The organism is Pseudomonas sichuanensis (genome assembly GCF_024749065.1).
Lineage (GTDB): Bacteria > Pseudomonadota > Gammaproteobacteria > Pseudomonadales > Pseudomonadaceae > Aquipseudomonas > Aquipseudomonas sichuanensis.
In genome coordinates this window covers 5,151,069-5,170,522 of sequence record NZ_CP087185.1, presented here as the reverse complement: position 1 = coordinate 5,170,522, position 19,454 = coordinate 5,151,069, and the positions used below count along the sequence as shown (strand labels likewise).

General features: G+C 63.5%; 16 protein-coding genes and 1 pseudogene. 9 read left to right on the top strand and 8 right to left on the bottom strand.

The window, feature by feature from the left end:
- Positions 1–146: 146 nt before the first annotated feature.
- Positions 147–3,278 (bottom strand): annotated as a pseudogene (locus LOY51_RS23295) (sensor domain-containing protein); the annotation flags it as partial.
- A gap of 935 nt (positions 3,279–4,213) precedes the next feature.
- Between LOY51_RS23295 and LOY51_RS23290 the strand changes: the two are divergent.
- The 3 genes from LOY51_RS23290 (at position 4,214) to gdhA (ending at position 8,237) form a co-directional block, all read left to right on the top strand.
- Positions 4,214–4,627 carry a hypothetical protein gene (locus LOY51_RS23290; protein WP_125465584.1) on the top strand — a complete coding sequence of 138 codons (414 nt, stop codon included), beginning with the start codon at positions 4,214–4,216 and terminating at the stop codon, positions 4,625–4,627.
- A 293-nt stretch (positions 4,628–4,920) separates the two neighbouring features.
- Complete coding sequence (gene ettA / locus LOY51_RS23285; RefSeq protein WP_110996559.1) at positions 4,921–6,588, top strand: energy-dependent translational throttle protein EttA; 1,668 nt, start codon at positions 4,921–4,923, stop codon at positions 6,586–6,588.
- Between the two features lie 308 nt (positions 6,589–6,896).
- Complete coding sequence (gene gdhA, locus LOY51_RS23280; RefSeq protein WP_125465583.1) at positions 6,897–8,237, top strand: NADP-specific glutamate dehydrogenase; 1,341 nt, start codon at positions 6,897–6,899, stop codon at positions 8,235–8,237.
- 140 nt (positions 8,238–8,377) lie between these two features.
- Here the strand turns inward: gdhA and LOY51_RS23275 are convergent, their stop codons facing one another.
- From LOY51_RS23275 to LOY51_RS23260, 4 genes are all read right to left on the bottom strand, one after another.
- A complete protein-coding gene (locus tag LOY51_RS23275) occupies positions 8,378–8,875 on the bottom strand; it encodes a GreA/GreB family elongation factor (RefSeq protein ID WP_125860429.1) in 498 nt (165 codons plus the stop codon).
- Between the two features lie 67 nt (positions 8,876–8,942).
- A complete protein-coding gene (locus LOY51_RS23270) occupies positions 8,943–9,299 on the bottom strand; it encodes a hypothetical protein (RefSeq protein ID WP_125465581.1) in 357 nt (118 codons plus the stop codon).
- A gap of 208 nt (positions 9,300–9,507) precedes the next feature.
- Positions 9,508–11,361: an Lnb N-terminal periplasmic domain-containing protein gene (locus tag LOY51_RS23265; protein ID WP_125465580.1), complete on the bottom strand. Its 1,854-nt coding sequence runs from the start codon at positions 11,359–11,361 to the stop codon at positions 9,508–9,510.
- Between the two features lie 77 nt (positions 11,362–11,438).
- Positions 11,439–11,927 carry a DUF3015 domain-containing protein gene (locus LOY51_RS23260; RefSeq protein WP_110996202.1) on the bottom strand — a complete coding sequence of 163 codons (489 nt, stop codon included), beginning with the start codon at positions 11,925–11,927 and terminating at the stop codon, positions 11,439–11,441.
- Positions 11,928–12,183: 256 nt separating this feature from the next.
- On the opposite strand from LOY51_RS23260, the gene LOY51_RS23255 reads away from it, so the two are divergent.
- The 5 genes from LOY51_RS23255 (at position 12,184) to bamJ (ending at position 16,961) form a co-directional block, all read left to right on the top strand.
- Complete coding sequence (locus LOY51_RS23255) at positions 12,184–14,622, top strand: Lon protease family protein (RefSeq protein WP_258643264.1); 2,439 nt, start codon at positions 12,184–12,186, stop codon at positions 14,620–14,622.
- A gap of 162 nt (positions 14,623–14,784) precedes the next feature.
- On the top strand, positions 14,785–15,123 hold the full coding sequence (locus tag LOY51_RS23250) for a PA4575 family protein (protein WP_125465578.1): 339 nt from the start codon (positions 14,785–14,787) through the stop codon (positions 15,121–15,123).
- 182 nt (positions 15,124–15,305) lie between these two features.
- Entirely contained in the window at positions 15,306–15,794 is a 489-nt protein-coding gene (locus tag LOY51_RS23245; RefSeq protein WP_110996199.1) for a TIGR00645 family protein, read from the top strand.
- A gap of 159 nt (positions 15,795–15,953) precedes the next feature.
- A complete protein-coding gene (locus LOY51_RS23240) occupies positions 15,954–16,259 on the top strand; it encodes a DUF6482 family protein (protein WP_258643261.1) in 306 nt (101 codons plus the stop codon).
- Between the two features lie 84 nt (positions 16,260–16,343).
- Positions 16,344–16,961 (top strand): BamJ family beta-barrel-assembly machinery protein, encoded by a 618-nt coding sequence (bamJ, locus tag LOY51_RS23235; protein ID WP_125465576.1) that lies wholly within the window; start codon positions 16,344–16,346, stop codon positions 16,959–16,961.
- Between the two features lie 70 nt (positions 16,962–17,031).
- Here the strand turns inward: bamJ and LOY51_RS23230 are convergent, their stop codons facing one another.
- The 3 genes from LOY51_RS23230 to LOY51_RS23220 all read right to left on the bottom strand — a co-directional run bounded on the left by LOY51_RS23230 (position 17,032) and on the right by LOY51_RS23220 (position 18,887).
- Positions 17,032–17,277, bottom strand: coding sequence for a PA4570 family protein (locus tag LOY51_RS23230; RefSeq protein ID WP_110996196.1), 246 nt, complete (start codon positions 17,275–17,277; stop codon positions 17,032–17,034).
- 148 nt (positions 17,278–17,425) lie between these two features.
- Positions 17,426–17,764, bottom strand: a complete 339-nt coding sequence (locus LOY51_RS23225) for a zinc ribbon domain-containing protein YjdM (protein ID WP_125465575.1) — start codon at positions 17,762–17,764, stop codon at positions 17,426–17,428.
- A gap of 154 nt (positions 17,765–17,918) precedes the next feature.
- Positions 17,919–18,887: a polyprenyl synthetase family protein gene (locus LOY51_RS23220; RefSeq protein ID WP_258643258.1), complete on the bottom strand. Its 969-nt coding sequence runs from the start codon at positions 18,885–18,887 to the stop codon at positions 17,919–17,921.
- 244 nt (positions 18,888–19,131) lie between these two features.
- On the opposite strand from LOY51_RS23220, the gene rplU reads away from it, so the two are divergent.
- A complete protein-coding gene (rplU, locus tag LOY51_RS23215) occupies positions 19,132–19,446 on the top strand; it encodes a 50S ribosomal protein L21 (RefSeq protein ID WP_060512528.1) in 315 nt (104 codons plus the stop codon).
- The last annotated feature ends 8 nt before the right edge of the window (positions 19,447–19,454 follow it).

The following is a 19,454-nucleotide window of genomic DNA, read 5'->3' as shown; positions in this document are numbered from 1 at the left end:
CGTTTTTAGATGCGCATTTCAGTCGCGACGATGTACCTGTGGGAGCGGGTTTACCCGCGAACACCGGCCAGGCCGGTGCCATGTACCGTGTGGCCTGCTTCGCGGGTAAACCCGCTCCCACATGGATCGCACCAGACTGCAGCAGCTCACTGGAACATGAACAACGTCTCGTTGCTGAACTGCGCCTCGAACTGGTTGGCCGGCATCGGCCGGCCAAACAGGTAGCCCTGTACCTCGTCGCAGCCATGCTCGCGCAGGAACTCCAGCTGCTCGTGGGTTTCCACGCCCTCGGCGATCACCGCCAGGTTGAGGCTGTGGGCCATGGCGATGATCGCCCGGGCGATCTGCGCGTCTTGCTCGCCCTCGGGCAGGCCGTCGACGAAGGTGCGGTCGATCTTCAGTACGTCGATGGGGAACTGCTTGAGGTAGTTCAGCGACGAGTAGCCGGTGCCGAAGTCATCGACCGCGATGCTCAGGCCAAGGTTCTTCAGGCTGTCGAGGATCTGCATGGCCTCGTGGACTTCACGCATCAGGATGCTTTCGGTCAGTTCCAGCTCCAGGCATGCCGGCGGCAGGCCGGTTTCTTCCAGGATGGTGGCGATGCGCGTGCCAAGCTGGCCATCGGAGAACTGCCGGGCCGAGATGTTCACCGACACTTTCGGCACCCGCACCTTGGCCAGGTGCCAGGCCTTGAGCTGGCGGCTGGCCTCGCGCAGCACCCAGTCGCCGACGTCCACCACCAGCCCCAGCTCCTCGATCACCGGGATGAAGTCGCCCGGCGGTACCAGGCCGCGAGTCGGGTGGCGCCAGCGCAGCAGCGCCTCGGCGCCGGTCAGGCGCTTGCCGTCGCCGCTGAACTGCGGCTGGTAGTAGAGGATGAACTCGTTCTGCTCCAAGGCGTGGCGCAGGTCGCTCTCCAGCTCCAGGCGCTCCAGCGCGCTGGCGTTCATGTCCGCCTGGTAGAACTGGAAGTTGTTCTTGCCACGCTCCTTGGCGTGGTACATGGCGGTGTCGGCGTTCTTCATCAACTGGCTCAGCTCGCTGCCGTCCTGAGGGCTGAGGGCGATGCCGATGCTGGCGGTGACGAAGAACTCACGGTTCTCCAGCACGAACGGGGTGACCAGGCTGCCGAGGATGTTCTCGGCGACGTGGATGGCGCGGTTGAGCGCCAGTTCGCGGGTAGCCTTGGGTTGCAGCAGCAGGGTGAACTCATCGCCACCCATGCGCGCCACGGTGTCGTCGTCGTCGACACAGGCCAGCAGGCGCTCGGCCATGTCCTTGAGCATGCGATCGCCCGCGGCGTGGCCGAGGGAGTCGTTGATCGGCTTGAAACGGTCGAGGTCGAGGAACATCAGCACCACCCAGGCCTTTTGCCGTTCGGCCTGCTGCAGGGCGGTGTACAGGCGGTCCTGGAACAGCGTGCGGTTGGGCAGGTGGGTGAGGGCGTCGTAGTAGGCCAGGCGGTGGATGCGCTGTTCGCTGGCCTTGCGCTCGCTGATGTCGGTGAAGAAGCACACGTAGCTGGCCAAGTCGCCTTCGTCGTCGAGTACCGCGGTGATGCCGACCCAGGCCGGGTAGTGCTCGCCGTTGCGGCGCTTGAGGAACACTTCGCCTTCCCAGCTGCCGCGCTGGTTGAGCTGTTTGAGCACGTAGCCCAGGTGGGCATCCTGCTGGTGTTCGACGGTGAGCATGCCCGGCAGCTGGTCGAGCACTTCGGCGACCGCATAGCCGCTGACCCGGCTGAACGCCTCGTTGGCCTGGACGATGTAGCCGGCCGGGTCGGTGATCAGAATCGCCGAGGTTGAGTGCTCGAATACCGTGGCCGCCATGCGCAGGTCCTTCTCGGCCCGGCGCTGCTGGCTGATGTCGCGGCCCACGCCGAGCACGCCCTCGAACCGCTCATGCTCGTCCCACACCAGCACCAGGCGCAGCTCGATGGGGATCTTGCGGCCGTCGGCGCGCAGGCAGTCGAACAGGAACAGTTGCGTGGGCAGGGTGGTGCGCAGCAGGGCCAGCTGCTGGTTGTCGCCGAGGGCCTTGCTGACCCGTTCCATCAGGGCATAGACGCCGCTGAGCTGGGCCGGGTTGGCGACGATCGACTGCCAGCCGTTGGCGAAGATCCAGTCGGCCTGGTAACCGAGCACCGCCTGCACCGAAGGGCTGACGTAATTGAGCTGCAACAGGCTGTCGGTGGAGAAGATCACGTCGCTGATGCTTTCGGCGAGCATGCGGTAGCGCTGCTCGCTGTCGCGTAGCGACGCGCTGGCCTCGATCTGCACGGTGACGTCCTTGCCCACCCCGATGATGCGGGTGATCAGGCCGTCGCTGTCACGGGTCAGCACTTGCTCGCGAATTTCATAGCAGCGCCAGCCGCCGTCGCGGTGGCGGAAGCGCAGCTGGCAGTACAGCGATTGTTCACGGTTGCTGTCCAGTTGTTGCCGGCGCAGCGTTTGATAGTGCTCGGCGTCCTCGGGGTGCAGCAGCAACTCCCAGAAGCGCTCGCCCATCTGCGCCAGCTCCGCGCGGTCGTAGCCCAGGGTCTGGCCGAGGTGGCGGTTGCTGAAAATCATCCGCTGGCTGTGCACGTCCTGCACGTAGAGCTGGTCGGGCACGGTGCGGACCACGTCCGACCAGAAACTCTCGCGTTCGAGCAACGACAGTTCCACCTGCTTGCGGCTGGTGATGTCGCTGATGCTCAGGATCACCGCCTGGAAGTCGCGGCGCTGCTGCGGCAGGCGCACCATCAGCCACAGGTGCAGTTCACCGCCCAGCGGGGCCGGCAGACGCACTTCCAGTTCGAGCTGGCTGCGTTCTTCGATCAGCGCGTCGATCAGTTGCATGCCGACGCTGTCGCGACCGTCGCCGCTGCCATCGATCAGGCGTTGCCAGGCGCCTTCATTGCAATCGACGTTGAGCAGCTGGCGGGCGACCTGGTTGATTTCGGTGATCTTCAGTTCGGCCAGCAGCGAGCGGCGCAGGTTCGGGTCCAGGGCCAGGCTTTGCTTGAGCGCGGCGCGGTTGCGCAAGTGGTAGCGGTCGAGCTGGCCAGGCAGGCTGGAAAGGTCGAGCACGCACAGGGCCACGCCAGTGCCCTCGAAGATTTCCTGATAACGCCGCCGGTCCTCCTGCAAGGCGCGCTGGCGGCGGCGCATGTTGATCAGCGCCAGTACCGGCAGCAGGGCGCAGAACAGCACCAGCACGCATTTGCCGATCAGCGCCGGGAGCAGCTTGCTGCGGGCCAGGCCGGCGTCGAACAGGCCGCGCAGCTGCCAGCTGCTGTTGTCGATGTAGGCCAGCATCACGCTCTGCAGCGGCTCGTTGCTGGTGGTGGTCGGGCCGTGGCGCTCGATTACCTCGCCGCTGCGGCTGTTTTCCAGCAACCACAATGGGTGGCCGGGGCCATCCAGGTGTTGGGCCAGTTCCTTGTAGTAGTCGGGGCTCAGGCGCAGCAGCCAGTAGCCGCGGTCCTGCTCGGCGGGTTGGCGCAGCAGCAGGTAGACCTGGGTGTTGTCAGGGCTGTTGGTATAGAAGAAGGCGCGCCCCTGGTTGAGTTGCAGGAGCTCGTCAATCAGTGGGCGATCGTCACTGCCGTCCAGGGTGTCGACCAGGGGCTGGCCATTGCTGTCCAGCCAGGCCAATTGCTGCAGGGCAGGCAGGCGCGCCTGCAAGGTTTCGAGCAGGGTCGGCAGGGCGGCGGGCGCCGGAGTTTTGACGTAGGGCTGGACCAGGTTCAGCGCTTGCTGTGCCTTGAGCGCCATGTTCAGGCTCAGATGGTCGGCCAGTTCCGCGCTGGTCGTCAGGCTTTGCTGGCGAAGGTCAGCCTGGGTGTGGCGGAACTGGGTGAACAGTTGCCATAACAGCAGGCCCAGCAACACCAGCGCCAGCAGGGCCAGCGCCCCTTTCAACGAGCCGCGCAGATGGCTGCCGGCCTTGGCAGCAGCGGGGCGCAGGGGTGACGGATGCGTGAGATTGGTCAAGCGTTGGTCCTGCGATTGGGCTGACGGCAGGGAGGGCGCATGCACGGCGCATGCCGTGGCCAGGCAAGCCGCCGGGCGCACTATAAGCCGCCAATGTGAAGCCGCCTAGCATGCCTTCAAACATGGCAAAGTGCCAGTGGGTGTGATCGCAGCTGGTCCTGCCGGTTCGGCAAGCCCCTGCATCCTGTGCGAGAATACCGGCCGCTTCATAGTCAACGCATCGGAGAAGTAAGGTTTTGGTTACCCACTATTCCACCAATGGTCTTGATTCTGCCTGCGGCCGCAGCAGTCAGACCCTGGTCAGCACTGCTGCGGCCGAGGACGTATCCTGCAAGACCTGCCAGCGCTCGCTGGCCAAGCCGGACGCGGCTGCTGCCAACCTGAACAAGACGCCGTCGCTGGCCGAGCTGCGCAAGTCGGCCAAGGCGGCCAAGGCCGCCGCTGAGCCTGCTGCCGAAGTTGCCGCGCAGCCGCTCGCCAAGCCTGCCGCAGCACCCGCCAAGGCGGTGAGCAAGCCGGCCGCCAAGCACGTCGACAAGCCAGCACGCAGCGGCGCCTTCAGCGTCAAGTCGGCCTGGGCCGCACGCTTGGCCGAGCAGTCGGACCGTTGCCGCCTGCCGCGTGGCAAGGCCAGGCAGTCGCACGTCTGAGCCCTGCCAGACCCTACTGGCCCCATCGCGGCAAGCCCGCTGTCACAGGTATGTCGAAGCCCCTCACGGCGCTGCGAACCCTGTGGCAGCGGGCTTGCTTGCGATGAAGCCGTGACAGGCCATCGCTGTCACTCCAGCCCCAAGGGCTCGGCCACCCTGCGACCACTCTGTGCAAAGCCTGCGCTTGGCGTAGAATGGCCCACTTTGTTCAATGACACCCCGTAAACACATCCCCCGGGCAACCGCCTCGGGCGTACGTCGATGTCTTTACCTATCTGATAGAGGGCTTGGTTTTGGCTCAATACGTCTACACCATGCATCGGCTGAGCAAGGTCGTGCCGCCGAAGCGGGAAATTCTCAAGAATATTTCCCTGTCGTTCTTCCCGGGCGCCAAGATCGGCGTGCTCGGCCTGAACGGCGCGGGTAAATCGACGCTGCTGCGCATCATGGCGGGCGTCGACAAGGAATTCGACGGCGAAGCCCGTCCGATGCCCGACATCAACGTCGGCTACCTGCCTCAGGAGCCGCAGCTGGACCCAACCAAGACCGTGCGTGAAGTGGTCGAGGAAGCGGTCAGCGTGATCAAGGACGCCCAGGCCCGCCTGGACGAGGTCTACGCCGCCTACGCCGACCCGGATGCCGATTTCGACAAGCTGGCCGCCGAACAGGCCAAGCTCGAAGCCATCCTGCAGGCCGCCGACGGCCACAACCTGGAGCGCCAGCTGGACGTCGCCGCCGACGCCCTGCGCCTGCCGGCCTGGGATGCGAAGATCGAGCATCTGTCCGGTGGTGAAAAGCGCCGTGTGGCCCTGTGCCGCCTGCTGCTGTCGGCCCCCGACATGCTGCTGCTGGACGAACCGACCAACCACCTGGACGCCGACTCGGTGGCCTGGCTTGAGCGCTTCCTGCACGACTTCCCCGGCACCGTGGTGGCGATCACCCACGACCGTTACTTCCTCGACAACGTCGCCGGCTGGATCCTCGAACTGGACCGCGGCGCCGGTATCCCGTACGAAGGCAACTACTCGGGCTGGCTGGAGGCCAAGTCGGACCGTCTGGCGCAGGAATCCAAGCAGCAGAGCGCCCACGAAAAGGCCATGAAAGAGGAACTGGAGTGGGTGCGCAAAGGCGCCAAGGCCCGCCAGTCCAAATCCAAGGCTCGTCTGCAGCGCTTCGAAGAGATGCAGTCGCAGGAGTTCCAGAAGCGTTCCGAGACCAACGAGATCTACATCCCGGCCGGTCCGCGCCTGGGCGACAAGGTCATCGAGTTCAAGAACGTCACCAAGGGCTACGGCGACCGCGTGCTGATCGACAACCTGTCGTTCGCCATGCCCAAGGGCGCCATCGTCGGCGTTATCGGCGGTAACGGTGCCGGTAAATCGACTCTGTTCCGCATGCTGATGGGCAAGGAGCAGCCGGACTCGGGCAGCATCGAGATCGGCGAAACCGTGCAACTGGCCTGCGTCGACCAGAGCCGCGAAGACCTGGACGGCAACAAGACCGTGTTCCAGCAAGTGTCCGACGGTTCCGACCAGATCCGTATCGGCAATTACGAGATCCCGTCGCGCACCTATGTCGGCCGCTTCAACTTCAAGGGCGGCGACCAGCAGAAGTTCGTCAAGGACCTGTCCGGTGGTGAGCGTGGCCGTCTGCACCTGGCCCTTACGCTGAAAGAGGGCGGCAACGTCCTGCTGCTCGACGAACCGTCCAACGACCTTGACGTCGAAACCCTGCGTTCGCTGGAGGAGGCCCTGCTGGACTTCCCGGGCGCCGCCATCGTGATTTCCCACGACCGATGGTTCCTGGACCGTGTGGCCACCCACATCCTGGCGTACGAAGACGACTCGAGCGTGGTGTTCTTCGAAGGCAACTACACCGAGTACGAAGCCGACCGCAAGAAGCGCCTGGGCGATGCCGCTGCCCAGCCGCACCGTGTGCGTCACAAGAAGCTGGCTCAGTAAGCCGGTTTTAGCTGCACAAGAATGGGGCCCTATGCGGCCCCATTTTTGTGCTTGATCGAAAAGCGGGGCTGGCTTCTTCGCGGGTAAACCCGCTCCCACAGGTCCGGCACTGGCAGTGAAATTGGTGCAGTCCTTGTGGGAGCGGGTTTACCCGCGAAGAGGGCGACGCGAGAGCAATTTTGTATACAGTTATATAAAACGCACCAAATAATTTCATAAAAACGACATTGCGCCCTGTTCCAGTGCGATTGGTTCTTGGTACATTCCCGAAAAAACCAAAAACAATCCCTCTTGGTGAGATGTCTACCATGACTGAATCTGTCGACGCCTTCCTGGCCCGTCTGCAACAGCGCGACCCTGCCCAGCCCGAGTTCCACCAGGCGGTGGAAGAGGTGCTGCGCAGCCTGTGGCCCTTCCTCGAAGCCAACCCTCACTACCTCAAAGCCGGCATCCTCGAGCGCATGGTCGAGCCCGAGCGCGCCGTGCTGTTCCGCGTGTCGTGGGTGGATGACCAGGGCAAGGTCCAGGTCAACCGCGGCTACCGCATCCAGATGAGCAGCGCCATCGGCCCGTACAAAGGTGGCCTGCGTTTCCACCCGTCGGTGAACCTGGGCGTACTCAAGTTCCTGGCCTTCGAGCAGGTGTTCAAGAACTCGCTGACCTCGCTGCCGATGGGCGGTGGCAAGGGTGGCTCGGACTTCGATCCGAAGGGCAAGAGCGATGCTGAAGTGATGCGCTTCTGCCAGGCGTTCATGAGCGAGCTGTACCGCCACATCGGCGCCGACCTCGACGTACCGGCCGGTGACATCGGCGTGGGTGCCCGCGAGATCGGCTACATGTTTGGCCAGTACAAGCGCCTGGCCAACCAGTTCACCTCGGTGCTGACCGGCAAGGGCATGACCTATGGCGGCAGCCTGATCCGCCCTGAGGCTACCGGCTTCGGCTGCGTGTATTTCGCCGAAGAGATGCTCAAGCGCCAGGACAAGCGTATCGATGGCCGCCGCGTGGCGATCTCGGGTTCGGGTAACGTTGCCCAGTATGCTGCGCGCAAGGTGATGGACCTGGGTGGCAAGGTGATCTCGCTGTCCGACTCCGAAGGCACGCTGTTCTGCGAAGCCGGCTTGAGCGATGCCCAATGGGATGCGCTGATGGAACTGAAGAACGTCAAGCGTGGCCGCCTCAGCGAGCTGGCCACCCAGTACGGCCTGGAGTTCCGCAAGGGCCAGACGCCATGGGCCTTGCCGTGCGACATCGCCCTGCCGTGCGCCACCCAGAACGAACTGAACGCCGAAGACGCCCGTACCCTGCTGCGCAACGGCTGCATCTGCGTGGCCGAAGGCGCCAACATGCCAACCACCCTCGACGCTGTGGATATCTTCATCGAGGCTGGCATTCTCTATGCGCCGGGCAAGGCGTCCAACGCCGGTGGCGTGGCCGTGTCGGGCCTGGAGATGTCGCAGAACGCCATGCGCCTGCTGTGGACTGCGGGCGAGGTGGACAGCAAGCTGCACAACATCATGCAGTCGATCCACCATGCGTGCGTGCACTATGGCCAGGAAGACGATGGCAGCATCAACTACGTCAAGGGCGCCAACATCGCCGGCTTCGTGAAAGTCGCCGATGCCATGCTGGCGCAGGGCGTGGTTTGATCCGAGACCGACGGGGCCGCTTTGCGGCCCTTTCGCGACGCAAGGCCGCTCCTACAGGATTGCGCGATCATCCAGATTTTCGCGCTCCCTGTAGGAGCGGCCTTGTGCCGCGATGGGCTGCAAAGCAGCCCCCAAGGCCCTCAGCTTTCACCCTCAATTTCAAGTATCTCGATCAGCTGATCCCCCACCGGCCGCCGCCAAACCACTTCATCCCCAGGCCCCGCGCCCAGCAAAGCCCGCCCTAACGGCGAACTCCAGTTGATCAATCCCCGCCCAGCATCCGCTTCATCCTCGCCCACCAGCCGCACCACATGCTCCTGGTCCTGCGCATCGACAAAGCGTACCCGGCTACCAATCTGCACCTTGTTGCGTGAAGCCGCTGCCGGCACCACCTGGGCACTCTGCACGCGGGCATTGAAATAACGCAGGTCGCGTTCGGTGTCGGCCAGGCGCTGCTTGTCGCCATGCTCGCCCTGCGCCTGCAGTTCACTGCGCAAGGCATTCAGTTCGGCCACGCGCGCTTGCAGCTGACACAGGCCGCTGGCAGTGACGTAGTTGGGTTCTTCGCTGACACGCCGCTCTACCGGCTGGTCGGCCTGGGCGGCGGCCTGGTCCTCGTTGACGAATGCTCGGCTCATGGGGGCCTCCTTGTGCTGGAGACCATGGTGGCAGGTCGTGGGTTGCAATGGTTGTCCGTTTGCGACGTCAGTTGCGGCGATAGGCGCGGGCGGCGCCCTGGTCCTTCTCGCGCTGCCAGTCGCGGTCGCGTTCGTCCCAATAGCGGTCATGGTATTGGCGCTGCTCTTCGCTGTTCTGCATGGCCTGGCATTGGCGAAAACCGTCGTCCCAGCCGCTTTCGTACTGGCGGTTGTGCAGGTAGCGCGCAACGTCCTTGCGAAAATCGCCGGCCATCGGCCCGGCGGCCTGGCGACCGCTGCTGCAGCCGTCCTCGAAACCGTCGGCGTAGGCGGGGGGATACCCTTGGTTGACCATCTGTTCGTGAGTGGTCTCGCAGCCTGCCAACAGCAACAGGACACACAGGCCCAACCAGTACCGCGACATATCCACCAGACCCTTGAAGTGATGGTGGGGAGTCTAGGGGATAGTTTGTCGGGCCAATGTCAAAACAGCGTCAAAGAGTCAGTTGGTTTTCATCGAGGAGTGTATTGCCGGCTTCGCGGGTAAACCCGCTCCCACATGGACCGCGCTAACCTCGAGGCAAGCATCGTACCTGTGGGAGCTGGCTTGCCAGCGATGAGGCCCGCACCGCTCAATACTGATACCACTTCAACTCCAGCATCACTTCGTTCTGCGCCGTGGCCAGATGGCTGAACTGGCGCGAAGCACTCAACCGCACGCCCAGGTCCCGGCTGATCTCCCACTGCTGGTTCAGGCTCACGCTGCGCCGCACCTCGCCGTTGGTGAAGTAGTCGCCCTTGGCCTCCAGTGTCAGGTTGCCCAGCCCATTGCGCCACAACAGGCCGCCATTGAAACCGGCCGCCGGTGAGACGAACTCGGCGAAGTCGTTGTGATGCTCCACACGCAGCGTGCCCAGGGCAAAGCCCAGCAGCCCGTCACTCAGTTGCCAGGTACCGCCGGCGCCTCCGTTGACGTGGCTGACCAGCACTTCGTCATCATGCTTGCCCGGCACCCGTTCCAGCCCGCCCGCCACCTGCCACGACCAGGGCTTGAGCAGCTCATTGCGCGGGGTCAGCGAACGAATGGTGGCCAGGTCCAGGCGCTGCACCTGCCAGTCGTTGCCTTCGTACTGGCGCAGCTTGAGCTGGAGGATCTCAATCTGCGCGCCGAGGGGGAAGCTGTACATGTTGTCGTTGAGATCGTGGTAGGCCATGCGCAGGCCGTACTCGGCGAAGGCACGGTCTTCACGGGTGCCGACACCCAGCTGCCAGGTCCGCGATTGGTGGCCATCTTCAGGCAGGCCGGGCCGCTCAATTTGCAGCGCTGGCGGCGGGTTGCGGTTGATCGCCCTGAGCAGCTCGAAGCTGCGCGCGGCCTGGGCTGGGTCGCGTTCCTGGCCGTTGGCCCGGTATCGCTCCAGGCGGTAGGCGGCGTCCTGCACCAGGGCCTGGCGGTCGCGGGGCAGGGCGGTGAATTCGGGGCTTTGCAGTTGCCCAGTGTCGGCGCTGAGGGCCAATACCTGCTGTTTCTCCGCAGGCTCCAGCGGCTCGGCCCGGGCCAGCAGCTCACGCTCGCGGGACGGGCGGTAGCGCACATCGGTGACCAGCCCGGACTGCTTGACCGCCTTGACGGTGTCGGTGGGGATGGCGGTCAGCGGGAACTGGGAGGTGAGGTCCAGGCTCGGGCGCGCCACCTGCAGCAGTTCGAGCAGGCGGTAGGAGCAGTTTTCGTCGAAGAAGAAATAGTCGAACTTGATCTGCTTGAGCTCCCACACATGCTCGACCATCCGTCCGGTCTCTTCCGGCGTAAGGTCCAGCTGGTACTCCCACAGGTCACGGTTTTCCAGGCTGCGGTACTCGGACAGTTTTTCCTGGTAGGGCATGATCGCGAACAGCCCGGGGTAGCCACCCATCAGGCCTTTCCAGGCGTAGAGGATGCTGTTGTCGCTGCCTTCGATATAGGCACCGAAGTTGATCGCGTAGCTGAGCAACGTGGTGTCGTCGCGGCGGGTGTTGGACTGGTCGATGCGCAGCAAGGTGTGGCCGAACATCGACGACGGGCTGTTGAGGTAGGCCGCCGGGAAGATCAGCGTCGCGCTGTGCGGGTCGACCGATGTGTACCAGGTGGCGAACTCCTGGCAAGCCGGCTTCGGCAGGTCGGTCAGGCCCAGCTGTTCGCGCAACCAGCGGGTGCGTGCCGGGAATACGCACTGCGGGTGCTTGTCGCCGAGGCTGGCCGGGGCATACAGCGCTGCGACCGTGGCCTTGAGCTCCTGGTCTGGATGGTGCGCGCCGTCTTCTGCAAGAAAGAACCGGCTGTCGTCCACATAGCTGCGCCAGCCGCCGAGCTTGGCCGTTTCATAGTGGCCCAGGGCGATCCAGTAGGGTGTGGCGGCCAGCTGTTGCAGGCGGGCCGGGTCTGGCTGTGGTGCGGCGTGCAAGGGTGCGCTGACGAACAGCGCCAGGGTAGCGAAGCGTTTGAGCATGTCGGGCAACTACGTCTGAATGATGCCGAAGGTGGATCGCCAAGCCCGCCCCGCTGCCGGGGCGGGAGGCGTGGGGCTCATGCCTCGGTGGCGTATTTGGCCAGTTGCGGGTCGCTCTTGAGCACTGCCAGGGTGTTGCTGTGGACGGTTTCGGCAGTGACGTCGGCGCTGCTGAAAATCTGCTGGAAATGCTCGTGGGTGACGGCGGCGAAATGCGCGCGGTCTTCAGGCGCCACGCCGAGGACCACGGCGTAGGTGGTCAGGGCTTCGCCCTGGCCCTTGGCCATGTCTTCGGACAGTTCGTTCATCATGCCGTTCATGGCGAACCACGACTTGCCGCCATAGGTGAGGGAGGCCTTGGTCGAGCAACCGTTGGTGCCCGAGGTCATGCCGAAGGTTGCGTTGCCGGACGTGCCGTTTGTGGTGGAGGCCAGGAAGTGGGCCGGGGTGCCGCGCTGGCCTTCGAACAGCAGGTTGCCCCAGCCGCAGTTGGGGCCACCCGGCGCTTCGGCCATGGCGTTGATAGAGACAGCGGCGAACAGAGTACCCAGAAGAATCCGTTTCATAGCGTTGTTCTCATTCTCAAGTGACGTACCAATGGTCAGGGTTCTGGCAACGCGGTTGCCAGCACAGGAAGTCGTGCCACCCCCCCGCGCAGCTAGGAGTTTAGGCAGGATCCAAAGGTTGCGTTGTTTATTGCGAAAAATGTCTTGCGTGATCGCCATTGTTGGGCTGCGACATAAAGTCCCGCAGAGCCTTGCAAGCTGCGCGCTGGCGGCGCCAGAATGCTTTCCATCCGCCCCGCCGAAGTAAGGAAACCCAATGCCCGATCCTGTCGCCTCGCGCCTGCGTCTCGCGCCCGAAGCCCTGACCCGGCGTTTCTCCGCTGAACAGTTTGCTTTCTCCAATACCGACGATCTGGAGCCATTTCGTGGTGTGCTGGGCCAGGAGCGTGCCGTCGAGGCCCTGCAGTTCGGCGTGGCAATGCCGCGCCCCGGTTACAACGTGTATGTGATGGGCGAGCCTGGCACCGGCCGCTTCTCGTTCGTGAAGCGCTACCTGAAGGCCGAAGGCAAGCGCCAGGCCACGCCGTCCGACTGGCTCTACGTCAACAATTTCGAGGACTCCCGCGAGCCGCGTGCGCTGGAGCTGCCCGCCGGCAGCGCACATGCATTCATCAGTGACATGAATGGCCTGATCGACAACCTGGTGGCGACCTTCCCGGCGGTGTTCGAGCACCCCTCCTACCAGCAGAAGAAAAGCGCCATCGACCGCGCTTTCAACCAGCGCTACGACCGTGCGCTGGACGTGATCGAGCGCGCCTCGCTGGAAAAGGACGTGGCCCTGTACCGCGACAGCAGCAACGTCGCCTTCACCCCCATGGCCGACGGCAAGGCACTGGACGAAGCCGAGTTCGCCCAGCTGCCGGAAGAATTGCGCGAGCGTTTCCATGAAGACATCGCCCTGCTCGAAGAGCGCCTGAACGAAGAGCTGGCCAGCCTGCCGCAGTGGAAGCGCGAGTCGAACAACCAGCTGCGCCAGCTCAACGAAGAAACCATCACCCTGGCACTGCAGCCGCTGCTGGCACCGCTGTCGGAAAAGTATGCGGAGAACGCAGCTGTCTGCGCTTACTTGCAATCCATGCAATTGAACCTGCTGCGCACGGTGGTCGAGCAACTGGTCGACGACAGCAAGACCGACGCCGTGGCGCGCAAGATGCTCGAAGAGCAGTACGCGCCCAACCTGGTGGTGGGCCATTGCGGCAACGGCGGCGCACCGGTGGTGTTCGAGCCGCACCCGACCTACGACAACCTGTTCGGCCGCATCGAATACAGCACCGACCAGGGCGCCCTGTACACCTCCTACCGCCAGCTGCGGGCGGGGGCACTGCACCGCGCCAATGGTGGTTTCCTGATTCTTGAAGCCGACAAGATGCTCGGTGAGCCCTTCGTCTGGGATGCACTCAAGCGCGCCCTGCAGTCGCGCAAGCTGAAGATGGAGTCGCCGCTGGGCGAGCTGGGGCGTGTGGCCACGGTCAGCCTGACGCCGCAGATGATCCCGCTGGGGGTCAAGCTGGTGATCATCGGTTCGCGCCAGCTGTACTACGCGCTGCAGGACCACGATTCGGACTTCCAGGAGATGTTCCGGGTGTTGGTCGACTTCGACGAAGACCTGCCCATGGTCGACGAGAGCCTGGAGCAGTTTGCCCAGCTGTTGCGCACCCGCACCAACGAAGAAGGCATGGCGCCACTGACCAGCGACGCCGTGGCGCGTCTGGCCACCTACAGCGCGCGCCTGGCAGAAAACCAGTCGCGGCTGTCGGCACGTATCGGCGACCTGTTCCAGCTGGTCAGCGAGGCCGACTTCGTCCGCCAGCTGGCCAATGAAAGCATGACCGACGCCGGCCACATCGAACGTGCGCTCAAGGCCAAGGCCACGCGTACCGGGCGGGTGTCGCAGCGGGTGCTCGACGACATGCTCGCCGGGATCATCCTGATCGACACCGAAGGCGCGGCGATCGGCAAGTGCAACGGCCTGACCGTGCTGGAGGTGGGCGATTCGGCGTTCGGCATGCCGGCGCGTATTTCGGCCACCGTCTACCCGGGCGGCAGCGGCATCGTCGACATCGAGCGCGAGGTCAACCTGGGCCAGCCGATCCACTCCAAGGGGGTGATGATCCTTACTGGATACCTGGGCAGCCGCTATGCCCAGGAGTTCCCCCTGGCGATCTCGGCGAGCATCGCCCTGGAGCAGTCCTACGGTTATGTCGACGGTGACAGCGCCTCGCTGGGCGAGGCCTGCACACTGATTTCGGCACTGTCGCGCACGCCGCTCAAGCAGTGCTTCGCCATCACCGGTTCCATCAACCAGTTTGGCGAAGTACAGGCGGTGGGCGGGGTCAACGAGAAGATCGAGGGCTTCTTCCGCCTTTGCGAAGCCCGTGGCCTGACCGGCGAACAGGGGGTGATCATTCCCAAGGCCAACGTTGCCACGCTGATGCTCGACGAGCGTGTGTTGCAGGCGGTCGAGGCCGGGCGCTTCCACGTCTACGCCGTCAGCCAGGCCGACGAGGCCCTGAGCCTGCTGGTGGGCGAGGAGGCGGGCGCGCTGGATGACAAGGGCGAGTTCGCCGAAGGCAGCGTCAATGCCCGGGTAGTCGAGCGCCTGCGGGTGATTTCCGAAATGATCAGCGAGGAAGAGATCAAGGAGGCCGAGAAGGAGCGGCTCGAGGAAGTCATCGCCCAGGCAAATCCGGCTTAAGTCAATAATCCGGCGCTGGCGGCCAAGTGCTACCGTTCAGCGCCGGTTTTTTAACTTTTCCGTAGGTCGGCTACAGTGGAACTTAAGGACGGTTACAGGGTTCAGGATGGAAACAGCCCGTTGCTTGCGGGCTGAACAGGGCTCCACAGAGGGGACGCCGCCATGCGCAACCTCAGCCTTACCCGCCAGTGCCTGGGCCTGGTGACCCGCATCGAATGCAGTATTCGCCCACTGGCCGGTGACAACGGCATGTGGACCTTGCTGTTCGCCGCCGGCATGGCCGGCGAACAACCCTCGGCGATCAAGGCCCAGGGGCCGTTCCATGGCCCTATGGTGGCCGAGTCGGTGATGAATGCCATTGTCGACAGCCTCACCCTTCATGGTTACCAAGTCGCTGAAGATCCGCAGATCTGGTGCCTGCACCTGCAGGCGCAGTTGCGCAAGATCAACGGCGAGCGGTGCCGCAATCTTGGGGATTACCAGTTCCATCCCGAAAACTGACCGCATGCCCTCATCGCCGGCAAGCCGGCTCCCACACCTACCCTGTGGGAGCCGGCTTGACGGCGATCGGGTTTCGGGGGGGCATCTCGGGCTGCGGCAAGCCGCCGCAGGCTTTTGCTGTCACGGGTGGCTGGCTATACTCGCGCACGCTTTTCCAGTCACCTTATGAGTCCCCACTGTCCATGGAACGTATCCTCGAAAACGCGATGTATGCCTCGCGCTGGCTGCTCGCACCGATCTACTTCGGCCTCTCGCTGGGCCTGCTGGCACTGGCCCTGAAGTTCTTCCAGGAAATCATCCATGTCCTGCCCAACGTGTTTTCCCTCGCCGAGGCCGACCTGATCCTGGTGATCCTGTCGCTGATCGACATGTCGCTGGTTGGCGGCCTGTTGGTGATGGTGATGATCTCCGGCTACGAGAACTTCGTCTCGCAACTGGACATCGACGAGAGCAAGGAGAAGCTCAACTGGCTCGGCAAGATGGACTCTTCGTCGTTGAAGATGAAAGTGGCCGCGTCCATCGTCGCCATCTCTTCGATCCACCTGCTGCGGGTGTTCATGGATGCGCAGAACATCTCCACCGAATACCTGATGTGGTACGTGATCATCCACATGACCTTTGTCGTCTCGGCATTCGTCATGGGCTACCTGGATCGCCTCACCAAGCACTGATCTGCCTGGACATCTGCCATCGCGGGGCAAGCCCGCTCCCACGGAGACGTGGGAGCGGGCTTGCCCCGCGATGTTTTCTGACCGACGGAGGCTTGTGCTTTAAAGCGCCCTGTACAAAAAATGAGCACTCAAGCGGGGTTCCCGCAGCGAGGTGCACCCATGAACCTGCAGCAGCTCAACGCCGAGGCCAGGGCTGGCCATGTCGACGAACTTAACCTGATCGCCATCGAAGGCGGTGATTATCTGCTCGAAGCCCGGGTGAAGGGCCGTGCCCACCCCCTCTCCAGCCCCAGTGGCGAGCGCTTGCGCGTGCATTCGGTGGAGGATGCGCGGGGGTTGCTCAGGGCTATCCCGATGGTCTCGATGAACCTGATGCACTGGTCGGTGCAAGACGAGATGTGTGGCATGGGTACGCACCCGGAAGAAGACCTGAAGGTGCCGATTTCCCAGCGTTCGGCCTGGTAGCTGATTCACCGCACCGCTGTGTGCTAGGCTTCATGCCCTTTTTCTTACAGGGCGGAGTTCGTTCGCCCTACAGCGGAGAGCGAAATGTCCGAACTCATCCTGACCACCGACGAAACCCGCGTCAGCTACGGCATCGGCCGCCAGCTGGGTGGCCAACTGCGTGACAACCCGCCACCAGGCGTCAACCTGGACGCCATCGTTGCCGGCCTGACCGACGCCTTCAATGGCGCCGAAAGCCGTGTCAGCGAAGCCGACCTGTCGGCTGCCTTCAAGGTGATCCGTGAGGTGATGCAAGCCGAAGCTGCTGCCAAGGCCGAAGCCGCTGCTGCAGTGGGCAAGGAATTCCTGGCCGATAACGCCAAGCGTGAAGGTATCGTCACCCTGGCTTCGGGCCTGCAGTACGAAGTACTGACCGCCGGTGAAGGCGCCAAGCCGACTCGCGAAGACAATGTCCGCACCCACTACCACGGCACCCTGGTCGACGGCACCGTGTTCGACAGCTCCTACGAGCGCGGCCAGCCGGCCGAGTTCCCGGTGGGTGGCGTGATCGCTGGCTGGACCGAAGCCCTGCAGCTGATGAACGCCGGCAGCAAATGGCGCCTGTACGTGCCAAGCGAGCTGGCTTACGGCGCCCAAGGCGTCGGTAGCATCCCGCCGCACAGCGTCCTGGTGTTCGACGTCGAGCTGCTCGACGTTCTGTAAGACCTACACAATCGCGGGGCAAGCCCGCTCCCACGTAATCTCCGTGGGAGCGGGCTTGCCCCGCGATTTTTCAGTTCCAATCCGTTCCCCCAGGGCGCAATGCCCGCGCATAGCAGAACAGAAACAGGTTCCTCACCAGCTCCTTCAGTACCCCCGGTTCACTGGAATTCAACCCGGTCATGTCCAGGTCGCCCTGGTCACGCAGCTCGTCGAGTGCGTCTTCCTCGAGCACGGCGCACACTTCGCCCGTCTCGCGATGCAGGATGCGTAGGTAGGGGTGGGGGCGTTCCAGCCAGGCGTCGATCAGATAAGTCATGGCTATTCTCCTTGGATAGCGGCTCCAATGAGAATAATTCTTATTATCAAAATAGCAAGTGACAATTGGCGAAAATGTTGCGAAGGGTGCAGGCGATCCTATTGCAGGATCTGTCAGGGCCACCCGGGGGGCAGCCCCGAAAGGGAGGTCAGACCTTGCGTACGAACTCGGACTTGAGCTTCATCGCGCCGATGCCATCGATCTTGCAGTCGATGTCGTGGTCGCCGTCGCACAGGCGGATGTTCTTGACCTTGGTGCCGACCTTGACCACCAGCGAGGAACCCTTGACCTTGAGGTCCTTGATCACGGTGACGGTGTCGCCGTCCTGCAGGACGTTGCCCACCGAATCCTTCTTCACCACGTCGTCGCTGGCTTCGGCTTCGCCGCTGGCCGACCACTCATGGGCGCACTCGGGGCAGATCAGTTGCGCGCCATCTTCGTAGGTGTATTCGGAGTTGCATTTAGGGCAGGGTGGCAGAGTGCTCACTTCGGTTCCTTGGGTTGCAGGGCATTAAAGGCGCACATTGTATAGGGTTTAGTTTTTTCCTGCACAAATGCATCGCGGGGCAAGCCCGCTCCCACGCCAGGATGTGTGCTGGCGTGGGAGCGGGCTTGCCCCGCGATGAAGATGACGCGATGAATCAGTGGGTGCGCGCTACCGCGAACTCGCTCAGCTCAATCAGTGCATCCCGGTATTCGCTGGCCGGCAGCACTTCCAGGCAGGCAGTGGCACGGGCCACATAGTCACGGGCCATCTGGGCGGTGTAGGCCAGGGCGCCCGACGCCTCGACGGCAATGCGGATCTGTTCCAGGTCTTCGATGCCACCTTTCTGGATCGCCTTGCGCACCAGGGCGGCCTGCTCAGGCGTACCTTCACGCATGGTGTAGATCAGCGGCAGGGTCGGCTTGCCCTCGGCCAGGTCGTCGCCGACGTTCTTGCCCAGGGTTTCCGAGTCGCCCTTGTAGTCCAGCAGGTCGTCGACCAGTTGGAAGGCCACGCCCAGGTGGTCGCCGAAGGTGCGCAGGGCTTCACGCTGTTCGTCGGTGGCCTGGGCCAGCGCGGCGGCGCTGTGGGTCGAGGCCTCGAACAGCATCGCGGTCTTGCCGCGGATGACCTCCATGTACACCTCTTCGGTGGTGCTGGCATCGCGCACGCGCGACAGCTGCAGCACTTCGCCTTCGGCGATCACCCGGGTGGCCTTGGAGAGGATCTGCATGACCGGCATCGAGCCCAGTTCGACCATCATTTCGAACGAGCGCGAATAAAGGAAGTCGCCCACCAGCACGCTCGGCGCGTTGCCCCACAGGGCGTTGGCGGTGGAGCGGCCACGGCGCATGCCGGACATGTCGACCACGTCGTCATGCAGCAGGGTGGCGGTGTGCAGGAACTCGATGGTGGCGGCCAGCAGGCGCAGGTCGTCGCCTTCGCGGCCCAGGGCCTTGCCGCACAGCAGCACCAGCAGCGGGCGCAGGCGCTTGCCGCCAGCGGAAGTGATATAGTCGCCGATCTTCGATACCAGCGGCACGCGCGAGGTCAGCTGCTTCTTGATGATCTCGTCGACGGCGCTGAAATCGTCAGCTACCGCGCGGTAGAAGGATTGGGGTTGCATCGGCTGCTCCATTGAGGTTGCGCGGCATGCTAGGTCGCGGGTATCGGTGTGTCAAGGCGCGGTGCCCGTGGGCCCTGGCCAGTACTTGCAAGCATTTCTGGGGTTGCGTACAATCGCGCACCCTAACTTCCTGGGCAGCACCTGCCTTACGCAATTGCACCGGGCCGTTCCAGCCCCATGCAGCCATGCCAGCCAATACTCATCATATAAAGCGCTGGGTGAGCAGGATTATCGGAGAAATACCATGTCTTACGCAGTAATCGTTACCGGCGGCAAGCAGTACAAAGTCGCTGAAGGTGAATTCCTCAAGATCGAAAAACTGGAAGTCGCCACTGGCGAATCCGTGACCTTCGATCGCGTTCTGCTGGTCGCCAACGGTGAAGAAGTCACCATCGGTGCTCCAGTTGTCGCTGGTGCCAAAGTTGTGGCCGAAGTGATTTCGCAAGGCCGTCACGACAAGGTTCGTATCATCAAGTTCCGTCGTCGTAAGCACCACATGAAGCGCATGGGCCACCGCCAGTGGTTCACCGAGATCAAAATCACCGGCATCCAGGCTTAATCCCCTAG

Excerpts from the sequence above, each read along its gene's own strand:
- LOY51_RS23245 (WP_110996199.1), top strand. The coding sequence starts at position 15,306 with ATGGAACGTATCCTCGAAAACGCGATGTATGCCTCGCGCTGGCTGCTC.
- LOY51_RS23240 (WP_258643261.1), top strand. The coding sequence starts at position 15,954 with ATGAACCTGCAGCAGCTCAACGCCGAGGCCAGGGCTGGCCATGTCGAC.
- LOY51_RS23275 (WP_125860429.1), bottom strand. The coding sequence starts at position 8,875 with ATGAGCCGAGCATTCGTCAACGAGGACCAGGCCGCCGCCCAGGCCGAC.
- LOY51_RS23255 (WP_258643264.1), top strand. The coding sequence starts at position 12,184 with ATGCCCGATCCTGTCGCCTCGCGCCTGCGTCTCGCGCCCGAAGCCCTG.
- rplU (WP_060512528.1), top strand. The coding sequence starts at position 19,132 with ATGTCTTACGCAGTAATCGTTACCGGCGGCAAGCAGTACAAAGTCGCT.
- LOY51_RS23270 (WP_125465581.1), bottom strand. The coding sequence starts at position 9,299 with ATGTCGCGGTACTGGTTGGGCCTGTGTGTCCTGTTGCTGTTGGCAGGC.
- bamJ (WP_125465576.1), top strand. The coding sequence starts at position 16,344 with ATGTCCGAACTCATCCTGACCACCGACGAAACCCGCGTCAGCTACGGC.
- LOY51_RS23250 (WP_125465578.1), top strand. The coding sequence starts at position 14,785 with ATGCGCAACCTCAGCCTTACCCGCCAGTGCCTGGGCCTGGTGACCCGC.
- LOY51_RS23260 (WP_110996202.1), bottom strand. The coding sequence starts at position 11,927 with ATGAAACGGATTCTTCTGGGTACTCTGTTCGCCGCTGTCTCTATCAAC.
- LOY51_RS23220 (WP_258643258.1), bottom strand. The coding sequence starts at position 18,887 with ATGCAACCCCAATCCTTCTACCGCGCGGTAGCTGACGATTTCAGCGCC.
- LOY51_RS23230 (WP_110996196.1), bottom strand. The coding sequence starts at position 17,277 with ATGACTTATCTGATCGACGCCTGGCTGGAACGCCCCCACCCCTACCTA.
- gdhA (WP_125465583.1), top strand. The coding sequence starts at position 6,897 with ATGACTGAATCTGTCGACGCCTTCCTGGCCCGTCTGCAACAGCGCGAC.
- LOY51_RS23265 (WP_125465580.1), bottom strand. The coding sequence starts at position 11,361 with ATGCTCAAACGCTTCGCTACCCTGGCGCTGTTCGTCAGCGCACCCTTG.